We start from the raw sequence: 12,523 nt of genomic DNA on the forward strand, positions 1-12,523 counted from the left end.
GCTGATACCCTCTGATTAACTCTGTGTTATAACTTATTTAAACCGATACGCTTTGATACCTACCTGATTAATCCCGAATAAAACCGTGTTGCCGACCGGCAGCATACTCCGCACATCGCCTTTGAGCTGGAAACCGGACTGCCGCTGCGGAACGTATGCAAACTGGCCGTTGCCGTTGCCTTTCAGCAGGATGCCGTAGTTGGCGTCGGACTTGCCAAACCTAAGGCGAGCCCGGTTGACGTTGCCGCCCACCAGCAGGTCTTTCTTCCCGTCGCGGTCGTAATCAACAACCGTCAGCGCAAAAACCGGTGAGGTCTGCACCTCCATTGGCAGGGCTTTTTCCCGGAACGTCCCCGAAGCCGTGCTTTCAAAATAGGCGGTTTTCAGGTAATTGGCTTCCAGTCGCTGGGCATCTTTGCGTTCTTCTTCCGTGAAAATATCCGTCATCGTCGCATCGGCGTAACTCTTGTAATCCGGAAAGCGGGTCCGCATGATGCTGAGCTGGTCCAGCAGTTCGTCGCGGGAAACGTACGGGTAGGTTTGGCCCTGGATGTAAAAACACAGGATCGGATCGACCGAGCCGTTGTCGTCAAAATCCTTGTAAAACAGTTCGGCGGGTTCTTTTTCGCTGACTTTGCACTGCGTGTTCAGCCCCTGATTTCCCACCACCAGATCCGGTTTGCCGTCGCCATTCAGGTCGTCTACCAGCAGTTTATTCCACCAGCCCTTAAACGCCCGGTCGAAATACGTTTTTGTCTGATCGACCCATTTCCCATCGCTGTGGCCGAACACCGTTACGGGCATCCATTCGCCCACGACGATCAGTTCCGGTTTTTTGTCATTGTTCAGATCGGTCCAGGCGGCATCGCTCACTAGGCCGATTCGTTGCAGATCGGGCGCCAGCGTGGCGGTTTGGTCCCTGAAATTGCCCTTGCCATCGTTAACCAGCAAAAAGCTCTGGGGCGTTTCGGGATACCGCCCCGGAATCACCCGCCCGCCCACGAACAGGTCCGGTTTGCCGTCGCCGTTGACATCGGCCACCCGCACGCAGCTTTTGCTGACCCGCATGAGGGGTAACGCCCCGGGGCTTTTCGTAAAATTGCCTTTTCCATCGTTCAGATACAGCCGGTCTTGGAGCTTCGCGTCGTCGGGCAGGAAGTTGGCGTACCCTCCGCTGACGACGTACAGGTCCACAAAGCCGTCGCCGTTGGCGTCGAAGAAAACCGCATCGGCATCGTCGCTGGCTTTGTCGGCTTCCAGAGCCGGCTGCGGTTTGGGTGCAAATTGCTGATTGGCCTGCTGGAGATAAATCATACCGGCCTGACCATTTCCGCCACCCACAAAAACATCGTCCCGTCCGTCGCCGTTGACATCGGCCTTTGCCAGACAGGGGCCGACGAACGACTGCGGGTTGACGAGCAGCGGCTGTCGTTTGAAATCGTTGACATTGTTCCGGCTGGCCTGGTAGGCAACCGGCGATGCGGTTTCTGTAAACAGGGTAGGGGGTGCGGACCGGGAAATCGGGCCGGTTTGGGCGTCTTTTTCGGCCAGAACGAGTTTTTGGTTCGCTTTGACACCGGTCAGGAGCTGTTGTTTCCCGCTGGACCAGACCACGCGTAGCGAGTCAATGCTGGAGTCTTTTCCCAGGCCAAAATGCAAAACCGGTGACACGCTGGATTGGTAGCCCCGCGACGGCATCTGCTCCAGCAACTGCAGTTTGCCCTTTTGGTAAAGCATTACTTTCGCACCCAGCCCGAAACGGTTGGCGCCGGTTCCTTCCAGTTTGACGTTCAGGTAATGGTTTTTGAGCGTTCGGTCGGCATCATTCCGAAAGATGGACGCCGGATTGTTGAGGTTGTTGATCACCAGATCCAGGTCGCCGTCGTTGTCCAGGTCCGCGTAAGCGGCCCCGTTGCTGTTCGACGGCAGCGACATGCCCCAGGCCCGGCTCACGTCGGTGAAGGTTAGATCGCCGTTGTTTTTAAAGACATAATTGATCACATCCGACGACGGAATCTTGAACACCAGCTCCAGAATGTTCTGACGACGGACGTTGCTCTGGTTGTTCTGCAGGTAGTCGTTCATGTATTTCATGAAGTCCATGTTCGTGAAATCCCGGACAAAACCGTTGGTCACAAACAGGTCTTTCCAGCCATCGTTGTCGTAGTCGGCCAGCAGGGGTGCCCAGCTCCAGTCGGTATTGGAAAGCCCCGCCAGTTGCCCGATTTCGCTGAAGCTGCCATCACCGTTGTTGATTTGCAGCATGTTCCGCATGTACTGGTAATGAAACCCGGTTTTGAGGTTGAGGTCGAACTTCTCGTAATTGTCAGGCGCAAAGAGCAGTTTCTGCCGGCGGTTGTCCTCGGGCAGCATGTCGAGCACGAACACGTCAGGCAAGCCATCGTTGTTGACATCGGCGACGTCGTTGCCCATCGAAAAATGCGGAAAATGGCCCAGGCTGGCCTGAATTTTATCCGAAAAGAGCGGGCCGGTTTTTCGGCTGTTGTGGATGTAGAGGTAGTCGGGAATGGTGTAATCATTGGAAATGTACAAATCCGGCCAGTCATCGCCGTTAAGATCCGAAAGGGCCGCCCCCAGGCCGTAGGAGAGCGTGGTGTTGCGTAAACCGGCCGGCCGGGTAATGTCCTGGAAATACGGCTGGCCATTCTTCGGCTCGTTCCGAAAAAGCCGGAGGCCGGTTTCCGGGTCTGGTTTTTTCAATAGATCGGCGGTGCTGGCTTCATCGAGAACCGGCAGCGATTTCGGATTGTGATTCAGCAGGAACAGATCCAGATCGCCGTCTTTGTCGAAGTCGAAAAAGAAACCCTGCGTACCATTAACCGGATGGTTCAGACCGTATTCGGCGGTTTTTTCGGTGAAATGCGGCATGCCGCCGGTTTTCGTTCCTTCGTTGATAAAGAGTTGGTTGATCCGCTTTTCGGGCGATACATTTCCGGAATAACAGACGTACAGATCGAGCCAGCCGTCGCCGTTGACATCGGCCATCGTAACCCCGGTTTTCCAGGGGCCTTCCCGACCGGCCACCCCGGCGGAATCGGTAACATCCTGAAACCGCATATTACCCTGATTCAGGTAGAGTTTATTGGGAACCATGTTCCCGGTAAAATACAAATCGTCCAGCCCGTCGTTATTCAGGTCACCGACGGCCACGCCCCCGCCATTGTAGAAATACTCGTACATCAGGACGTTGGTATTCAGCCCTTCGGTCAGGTTGTTGGCAAAGGTGACCTGGGTTTCGTCGGGCGAGAGCAGGGTAAACAACGGAGGACCGGTATTTTCGACGGCGGTTTTTTCTTCCTTCGAAGACGAATCCCGGCAGCCGGTCAGCGTCAGGGCAATGATGACAGAGCTGGAAAAGAAAAGCGAAAGGGAAGGGAATTGCATAGATGAATCAAACAAGAGACGGTGTTTAGGACAATGTACTGCAAAAATGAAGCAATTTTTTAAGATCTCCTTCTTTCTTGAAATCAATCATTTCGGTTTTCAAGTAGGTTTCAATGAGCGGTTTATGTTTCGCAAAAACCTTTAAAACCGTGCTTCTGGTAAGCTTGTGAAAGCGGTTATTCTGATCGATCATGCCGTAGAGCATATCTTTTTCCAGCAACAGATCGCCTTCCTGCTCCAGTCGGGAGAGCTGGCCGCTACTTCCTATGAATGATTTGTACTGGCTGATGGAGGAAGTACCGGACGACTGGTTGTAGCCGCCGTTTTTTTCCGCTCTGATGGTTTTGAAGATGGGTTTAAACACCAGCAAAATCGGTTGAAAGTCGGCCCGGATTTCCATAAAACCGTATTTGGGGTCATACCGAAAACTGTTTTCGCCGATCTGAATGGCCCGAATGGTCGATTCATTGTCGACCGCCAGTGTGTCACCATTGGGGACGATGAATTGCATTTCGCCGATCAGAATATTGTAATTGAGCTGCCCGGTGGCCCGCTGCCCATTGCCATACGCAATGATTCCCTGGCGGAACTGCTCGTAGCGGTAGCGGTCCCGGATGGGAACGGATTGCTGCCAGTTTGGCCCTCCCTTGATGCGAAGAATGCCGAAATCCTGCGCCCGCAACAGAGTAGCGTTTAATAAACCAAGGCCCAGAATAAGGAGGCTAGTCTTCATGGGTATACCGGTCGGATGCTACCAAAAAATCTATGCCAGCTCCAATCGGGCTGGCATAGATTTGTAATGAACGTGATGAACTCTGAACGCTTAATAGCCCGGGTTTTGAACCAGTTTGTTGTTCCGGTTCATTTCATCCCGGTGGATTGGTAAGTAGTACTGTTTGTCGGCCCACGCCCGGTTTTCCTTGCCAGGGTCCCCTTCAATTACTTTGTACGTATAATCGTAGTTGGTGGGGTCATATTTATACAGGGTCACCGATTTACCCGGTTTCAGGGTTCCCGTAATGGAAATCCAGCCCACCTTGCGGCCCAGTGTCGTCGGAGCAATCATCCAGCGCCGGGCATCGTGGTAGCGGTGTTCTTCGAAGGCCAGTTCGATCCGGCGTTCGTTCCGGTAGCGTTCTTTCAGCGCAGCACCCGTTTCAGTCAGAGCCGGCATACCCGCCCGGAAGCGGATGCGGTTCAGCCACAGTTTGGCCTCGGCATCCTGGCCCAGTTCGATACAGGCTTCGGCGTAGTTCAGTGCGGCTTCCGTGTAGCGGAAGAACGGCCAGGGAATTTGCTGATAGGTGTTCTGATCGACGATAGCCGGGTTCGGATCGATGAATTTCCGCATGTAATAGCCCGTGTAGCTACCGTTCCAGTCTTCGACCGTACTCTTGCGCGTATCCAGACCCGCAATGACGGTTTTGGCACCACCCGCACCCGTGATCTCGTAGCTACCCGTCTGAATCTGGTTGGCGGGATCTTTGGCGGCTACGTCGGCCGTACGGGGTTTCCAGGGCGCACCGTCGTACAGAATGGACGCGTAGAAGCGCGGGTCGCGGTTGACGTAGGGAGAGGCTGCGTGGGCCGGGTTGGTCCAGCTGAATTTGGTGCCGTCCATCATTTCATAATCGTCGACCATCTGCGCAATCGGCGTATTACCGGCCCAGTTGTGATAGCCGTTCGGACCGTTAAACTGGCCCTGACGACCCCCGTCTTCCTGTTTTTCGTTGATGAACGAACGCGAGAAGATCATATCCCGCTCACCACCATTGCGCGACATGGCAATGCTGTTGTAGTTGGTGGAACCTTCATCCTTCGTGACCGGCGCCGTCAGGTTAAACTGATACCCGTAGGCCGTCAGATCCAGCACCGCTTTGGCGGCATCCCGTGCTTTGGTCCAGCGTTCGGCCCGGGTTCCGGCCGTGTAGCCAAGTAATTCCGGTTTGGAGTAGGCGGCATGCACCGATGATTTGGTTTTCGCCGTAGCCGCATCGTACAGATCACTGGCTGCGTACAGCAGGATGCGGGATTTGAGTGCCAGGGCAGCGGCTTCGTTGGCCCGGCCTCTCGCCATCGACACCCCCTTCAGCGCGGCAGCCGCGTCTTCGCAATCTTTCACGATGAAGTTAATACATTCTTCCATCGTGTTGCGGGTGACCAGGTAATCGGCTTCACCCAGGTCGTACGGACGATCGACGATGGGAACGCCCCCGTAATACCGCACCAGCTGGTGGTAGTAGTAGGCCCGCAGGAACTTGGCTTCTCCGATCAAACGCTCTACGATTTTATTCGTATTCGGGAAGTTCGGTTTAGCCAAATTGGCAAGGGCCAGGTTGGCCGCCCGGATGCGCAGGTACATGTTGTTCCACTCGATCGTTTCGTTGATCCAACCCGGATCCGCGGGGTTCGAGCGCCCTTCCGTAATGGTGGTGATGTTCCGGCCGGGGTGCGTAAACTGGGTTTCGTCGGTCAGCGACGCAAGTTGCTGTTCGTTAAAACCGCCCTGGCCCAGACCCGCATAGATACCCGTTACAAAGGCTTCGGCCAAGGCCGCATCCGACCAGACGGCTGTACCAGAAACCTGGTCCAGTGGCTGGGTATTCACAAAATCGTCGTTACAACCGGTTACGGCGAAGGCCGACAGGGCAACGGCTAAACTTATGGTTTTAAATTTTCGTAGCATGTTGAAAGAAAAATTAGAAACGAATCGACGCACCAAAGTTGATCACCCGAGCTTGCGGATAATATTGTCCCGTAGTACTTTCAACTTCCGGGTCAAACGAACCCAGTTTGTTGACCAGGGTAGCCAGGTTTAACGCATTAGCGTACAGCCGGAAGCTACTCATCCCAACTTTCCGAGTGACGGTTTCCGGAATGGTGTAACCGAGTTCGAGGTTTTTCAGGCGGATGTAATCGGCCGAACGCAGCCAGTAGGTGTTACCACCCGAGAAATACTGGTCGCTCCGGTTAGCAATCCGCGGGTGAACGCTGCTCGGATTTTCGACCGTCCAGCGATCCGTATAGATCTCTTTCAGGTAGTTTCCGATGTTTCCGGATTCACCGAGGCTGATGTACTGCTGAGCACCGGCTGATCCCTGGAACAGGATGGTCAGGTCGAAGTTCTTGTAGGCAGCCGTGATGTTCATACCGCCCTGGAACAGCGGCAGGTTGGTGCGTTTGTTCCGTACGCGGTCGTCGGGGGTGATTTTACCGTCGCCGTTGTAATCCTTGTACTTCATGTCACCCGGGCGCAGCGTTTTCACGATCGCGGAATAGTCCAGGGTGTTGGCATCAATCTCGGCCTGATCCTTGAACACGCCATCATATTGATAAGCAATGTACGAGTTGATCGGCATCCCCGTCGTCCGTTGCCAGGCCGGTGCCCCAGGTGCTTCATCCCAGAAGATGATTTTGTTCTGAGCATACCCACCGTTTACGCTGACCGTAAACTTCAGATCCTGTACCTGACCGTTGTAACCAATTTGACCGTCGAAACCGCTGTTGCGAACTTTTCCGATGTTTTCCGGCGGCAGTACCAGACCGGTCGTCCGCGGAATCGATGCGTTCCGGGGATACAGAATCGAGGTCCGCAGGTTGTTGAAGTAATCGAACTCAAAGTTGACTTTTCCGTTGAACAACTGACCTTCCAGACCAATGTTGGCGTTGTTGGCTACCTCCCACGTAATGGTCGGGTTCGGAATCCGGGCTTCGGTCAGGGTTTTAGCCTGCGAGTTATTGATAATGTACGTGTTGAAACCGTAGGTGGCCAGATATTGATAGGTCGCTAAATTAGTTGTCCCCGGCAGGTAGATCTGGTCGTTTCCTAACTGACCCCACGAACCGCGCAGTTTCAGATAATTGATGGCCGGAATCGAGCTTTTTAGGAAGTTTTCTTCCGAAATTACCCAGCCCGCCAGGAAGCCCGGGAAGAAACCGTACCGGGTGGCTTCCGGGAAGATGTCGGAACCATCGTACCGCCACAGGAATTCTGCCAGGTATTTCTCCTTGTAGTTGTAGGCAACCCGGCCGAAGTAGTTAATCCGGGCGCGTTCGTAGGCACCCCCGTTGTTGTTTTTCTCCAGGTCACCACCGGCAAATAGCTGGTCGATGGCCGGGGAGATGAAGTACCGACGGAAGGCTTCGAAGTTATCACCCGTAATCGTTTCGCGGTTTACCCCGGCCAGTACCGTCAGGCCGTGGTCTTCCCCAAACTTCCGCTCGTAATTCGCGATTCCACCGAGCAGGATGTTCAACTGGTTTTCGTTGTAGAGGTTCAACCGCGGTTCGGCCGGTCCCCGCCGGCTGGCGATCAGGTTCGGGTTCCCGTTGGCATCCACACCGGTTCCGCGCTCGTACAAGGTCCAGGGAGTCTGCCACAACCGGCGGCCCCGAATCCGTTTATCGATGGCGGCCGTACCCGTAAATTTCAGCCCTTCAATCCCCGGAATTTTGATATCCAACTGGCCGTTGGTCTGGAAATAATCCTGTTTGTCTTTGTCGTAACCCGTATCGTTGGTTGTGATGACCACCGGGTTTTCGCCGTTTTCGATATCCGGACCGGGACGGCCATCGGGCCAGAAGGCTGGCTGGTTGGGCTTCCCGCGCATCTGCATCCGGAAGATGGCACCCGCACCGCGGGTTGGGTAAAACCGGAATTCTTCCCGGCCCAGCAAACCCACCGCTAGATGGATGTATTTGTTGATGTTGGCGTCGAGGTTGACACGCAGGTCATACTGCTTGTAACCCGTTGCCGAGCGCTTGTAGTAGGCATCCTGGTTCTGGTAGCCCAGCGAGGCCAAGTACTTGAAATCTTCCGTTCCCCCCGTAACCTGCAGGTTGTGCTGCTGTTGCGGAGACCAGGTTTTCAGGGTAGACTTATACCAGTCAGTGTTCGGGTGACCCCAGGGGTCCGAGCCGTCGTTATACTTGGTAATATCGTCCGGTGAATACGGCGCCGTCCGAACCGTTCCGTCGGGACGGGTGTATTTACCCGTTGCCGTGTAGGCCTGTGTTGCGGCCGCCCATTCCGAAACCGGAAGTTCGTATACGTTCAGGTCATTCAGCATCTTGGCGTACTCAGCGGCATTCGCCAGTTTGGGAACAACCGTCGGCTGCGAAAAGCCCTGGTTGAATGAGTACGACAATTGCGGTTTGCCGCTTTTACCCCGTTTGGTCGTGATCAGGATAACCCCGTTGGCCGCCCGCGAACCGTAAATGGCCGCCGACGCATCTTTCAAAACCGAGATGTTTTCGATATCGGCCGGGTTGATCCGCTCCAGACCGCCGGAACGAGCCGGAACGCCATCGACAACGATCAGGGCGCTGTTGTTTCCCAGGGTGTTTGTGCCCCGAATCCGGATGGCCGAACCGTCATAACCGGGTTCTCCACTCCGGTTAACGGCGACTACACCCGGCAGCCGCCCCGCGATGGAGTTCGACAGGTTCGTCGTGGGCGATTTGATCAGGTCCGTTCCTTTCACGGAAACAACCGAACCGGTTACAGTTTCTTTCTTTTGCACCCCATAACCCACAACCACGACTTCGTTCAACTGGCTGATATCATCGAGCAGCTTGATGTCGATGGAGGAACGACTTCCAACTACTGTTTCCTGGGTGACGTAACCAATGAATGAAAAGACCAGCGTGGAGTTCCGGCTGGGAACATTAAGCGAGTAGGTACCATCGGACGCCGTCGTAGTCCCCTGCGTGGTTCCTTTGACGACAATGCTAACGCCGGGCAGCGCTTCAGCCTGGGTACTGGTCACCTTCCCCTTAATGGTAATTTGGGCCAGAACCGTATTCAGGCTGAGAAGCAATAGAGAAAGTACTAATAGATACCTGGTTTTGGGAGGTACCTGATGAGTAGACTTTTTCATAACAGATAAGAAGGATTGGTTTAATTAGGAATTAGAAAAGTACAACTGGTAATCAGGCAATACGCTTTCTGAATCAGAGAAGTGTAGTGATGAAAAGTGGGTACGTGTCAACGCAATTCCGGTTTTGTACCAAAACCGGAACAAGAATTCAAAAACGAAGAGGGAACAACTAATGCAGGGAAGAAACTCGAACGCTTAACGTAGATTTCAATCATAATAAAAATTAATAGAGATGGTTTAATGACAAATTGCAAACTGCAAAAGGAAACGTATTTCGTCCAGACGAAATCAGCCGTTAAAAGCTATCCGTGAGAAACAGTACCATGTCGTTTTCATCGAATTGGGCCAGACCCGGTAACGGTTGCCTGCTCTGCAAGCATTCCAGGGTTCAAAGGACCGGGTTACTAATTCGAAAAATTATATTTCTTATTTGCTCGCTTCCACAATTGTAACGTTAAATTAATAATAGAATATTAATTATTAAAATATTAAAACAATAATAGTTAAAAAGCAGTTAAAACCGGTTAAAAAGAAGTCACTTCTGCGCTATTTTAGTTACCTCGATTCGACCTTCTTTTCGGTCGTTAATCCGTCAGGTGGCTACGTATCCTTGTCGTCCCGGCAGCGGCATTCGGATGTTCTTCCCCAGCATTTTTTTGATTGTCCCGTAAAACCGGGCCATTCGGTACGGGCTTAACGTTTATTAACAGTTTGAAGGACAATCGTTGCGGGAATGGCCAGTACCTTTGGCGTACCTCAACCCTCTGGCAATCCTGAACCATGGTGCAGAACTACTTCAAAATCGCCTGGCGGAATTTGACCTCCAACCGGAGTTATACCTTGCTCAACATCCTGGGTTTGTCGGTCGGGCTGGCGGGCGGGGTACTGCTGTTTTTGTTTATTCGCTACCACCTGCGTACGGATCGGCACCACACCCGGTTTGACCGGATTTTCCGGGTCGTAACGGATTTGCACCTCGACGATGGCTCGGTTGAATATTATCCCGAAGCCCCGCTTCCGATGGCCCAGGTGTTGCGGAGCGAATATCCGCAGGTCGAGCAGGCGGCTTTCCTGATCATGAATCGCGCCTTGCTCGTCAGCTACCGGAAACCGGGCGAAACCGTCCTGACCCGTTTTCAGGAACACACGGGCACCGGTCTGACCGAACCGGCCTATTTTGAGATAATGGACTACCACTGGTTACGGGGCAGTCCGACAACCGCCCTGCGCGACCCGAATTCGGTGGTGCTGACCGAGGCCTGGGCGAAAAAATACTTTGGTGACGCCGACCCGATCGGGCAAATGCTGCAGCTGAATCATACCGTCAATGCGAAAGTGACGGGTGTGCTGGCCGATCCGCCCCGGACAACCGACGTGGACCTGCAACTGTTCATTTCCCTGGCAACCCTCAAGGAACTGGACCCCAACTACGATCAAACAAGCTGGTATCAACTCAACAGCAATTACCGGCTTTTCTGCACGCTGAAAAAGCCGGAATCGGTCGCTACCCTGGAAGCCGCCATGCCCGCTTTGACCAGGAAGCAGTTTGGCAAGGACGCCCGCTATTTTCGGTTTCATTTTCAACCGCTTCAGAATGTGCATTTCGACATCCGGCGCGTGGCGACGGGGGCCACGGCGATTCGTCCGTCGCTGCTCTGGTCGCTGGGATTCGTCGGGTTATTTCTGGTGCTGACGGCCTGCATCAATTTCGTTAATCTGGCCACGGCACAGGCCCTGCGACGCAGCAAGGAAGTGGGCATTCGGAAAACCCTGGGCAGTACGCGGGCGCAACTGATCCGTCAATTTCTGCTCGAAACGGCACTGATTGTGCTGGCGGCTACGACGTTCGCGCTGCTGCTGGCGGTTTTGATGGTACCGGTCTTTAACCGGTGGGTTGGCCTGCCGTTATCGCTGCATCTCGACGGCCTGACCTTCGGTTTTATCCTCCTGCTGATCGTCATTGTAATTGGCCTTGCGGGGGGCTATCCGGCTGCGGTTTTGTCGGGTTTTAGTCCGTGGGTGGCCCTGAAAGGCCGGTTTTCCGGCCGGAAGTCGGGCCGTTACAGGGTCCGGCAGTCGCTGGTGGTGGCGCAGTTTGTGGTTTGTCAGGCGCTGGTCATCGGTTCGCTGGTGGTGGCCATGCAGGTTCGTTACCTGCAACATGCCGATCTGGGGCTTGATAAAGAAAACGTCGTGGTGGTGCCGCTGCCCAGACCCGATAAATCCCTGCGGGAAACGTTAAAAAACAACCTGTTGCAATATCCCGAAATCACAACCGTTAGTGCCAGCTACCGGCCCCCCTCGGCGCAGATGATGAACGGCGGCTCGTTTAAGTTTGAGAGTGATGACTGGGCCCATTTTCCGATTCGGGAGCGACTGGCCGATGCCGATTACCTGAAAACCTACGGACTCCAGCTCGTGGCCGGGCGCAACATTTCGGAGAGTGACACGATCCGGGAGTACCTGGTCAACGAAGCGTTTCTGCGCAAAATGAATATTCGGGACCCACAACAGGTGCTGGGCCGCCGGATGCAGTACCACCTGTCGCCGGTTTTGTTACCCATTGTCGGCGTTGTCAAAGACTTTCACCAGCGTTCCCTGCACGACGAGATTGGCCCTTGCCTGATTACCAGTTATGCCAGTCAGTACAAAACCGCGGGTATCCGGATTGCTGGCCATAATCCTTCGCAAACCGTTCAGCGCATCCGGGCGGCCTGGGAAAAAATCTACCCGGATGAGGTATTTGAATATGAATTTCTGGATGATCAACTGGCCCGGTTTTACGAAACCGAAAACCTGCTTTTCCGGTTGGTCAACGCGTTTGCCGGGATTGCCATGCTGATTTGCGCCCTCGGTTTATACGGTCTGGTGTCGCTGGTGGTCGTTCAGCGGACGAAAGAAATCGGCGTCCGGAAGGTACTGGGCGCTTCGGTGGCCAGCATTGTGATGCTGCTTTCGAAAGATTTTCTCAAAGTAGTCCTGATTGCGCTGGTGATCGCTTCGCCGATTGCCGGTTATGTCATGAATCAATGGTTGCAGGATTTTGCCTACAAGATCCAGCTTGCGTGGTGGATGTTTGCCCTGGCTGGCGGGCTGGCGGTGCTGGTGGCGCTGCTGACAGTTTCGTTCCAAAGCCTCAAAGCCGCCCTCACAAACCCGGTTACCTCACTTCGTTCGGAATGATGAATGATGAGTTAAGAGTTAAGAGTTGGCTGACGCATTAACTTATAACTCATAAC

Annotated in this window: 5 protein-coding genes; 1 reads left to right on the forward strand and 4 read right to left on the reverse strand. The window is 53.9% G+C overall.

What is annotated here, in order from left to right; all coding sequences use genetic code 11:
- Window positions 1-33: 33 nt before the first annotated feature.
- From ACFPMF_RS16740 to ACFPMF_RS16755, 4 genes are all read right to left on the reverse strand, one after another.
- Window positions 34-3,405 carry a VCBS repeat-containing protein gene (locus ACFPMF_RS16740; protein ID WP_379847288.1) on the reverse strand — a complete coding sequence of 1,124 codons (3,372 nt, stop codon included), beginning with the start codon at window positions 3,403-3,405 and terminating at the stop codon, window positions 34-36.
- 25 nt (window positions 3,406-3,430) lie between these two features.
- Window positions 3,431-4,138 carry a hypothetical protein gene (locus tag ACFPMF_RS16745; protein ID WP_379847290.1) on the reverse strand — a complete coding sequence of 236 codons (708 nt, stop codon included), beginning with the start codon at window positions 4,136-4,138 and terminating at the stop codon, window positions 3,431-3,433.
- Window positions 4,139-4,228: 90 nt separating this feature from the next.
- Window positions 4,229-6,091, reverse strand: a complete 1,863-nt coding sequence (locus ACFPMF_RS16750) for a RagB/SusD family nutrient uptake outer membrane protein (RefSeq protein ID WP_379847293.1) — start codon at window positions 6,089-6,091, stop codon at window positions 4,229-4,231.
- 13 nt (window positions 6,092-6,104) lie between these two features.
- Entirely contained in the window at window positions 6,105-9,284 is a 3,180-nt protein-coding gene (locus tag ACFPMF_RS16755; protein ID WP_379847296.1) for a SusC/RagA family TonB-linked outer membrane protein, read from the reverse strand.
- A gap of 780 nt (window positions 9,285-10,064) precedes the next feature.
- Here ACFPMF_RS16755 and ACFPMF_RS16760 point away from each other — a divergent pair.
- Entirely contained in the window at window positions 10,065-12,467 is a 2,403-nt protein-coding gene (locus ACFPMF_RS16760) for an ABC transporter permease (protein WP_379847299.1), read from the forward strand.
- Window positions 12,468-12,523: the final 56 nt, after the last annotated feature.

Origin of the sequence: Larkinella bovis (assembly GCF_042655385.1) — a bacterium.
Lineage (GTDB): Bacteria > Bacteroidota > Bacteroidia > Cytophagales > Spirosomataceae > Larkinella > Larkinella bovis.

What these genes read in the sequence shown, in the direction of transcription:
- ACFPMF_RS16755 (WP_379847296.1), bottom strand. Translation starts at nt 9,284, where the DNA reads ATGAAAAAGTCTACTCATCAGGTACCTCCCAAAACCAGGTATCTATTA.
- ACFPMF_RS16750 (WP_379847293.1), bottom strand. Translation starts at nt 6,091, where the DNA reads ATGCTACGAAAATTTAAAACCATAAGTTTAGCCGTTGCCCTGTCGGCC.
- ACFPMF_RS16740 (WP_379847288.1), bottom strand. Translation starts at nt 3,405, where the DNA reads ATGCAATTCCCTTCCCTTTCGCTTTTCTTTTCCAGCTCTGTCATCATT.
- ACFPMF_RS16745 (WP_379847290.1), bottom strand. Translation starts at nt 4,138, where the DNA reads ATGAAGACTAGCCTCCTTATTCTGGGCCTTGGTTTATTAAACGCTACT.
- ACFPMF_RS16760 (WP_379847299.1), top strand. Translation starts at nt 10,065, where the DNA reads ATGGTGCAGAACTACTTCAAAATCGCCTGGCGGAATTTGACCTCCAAC.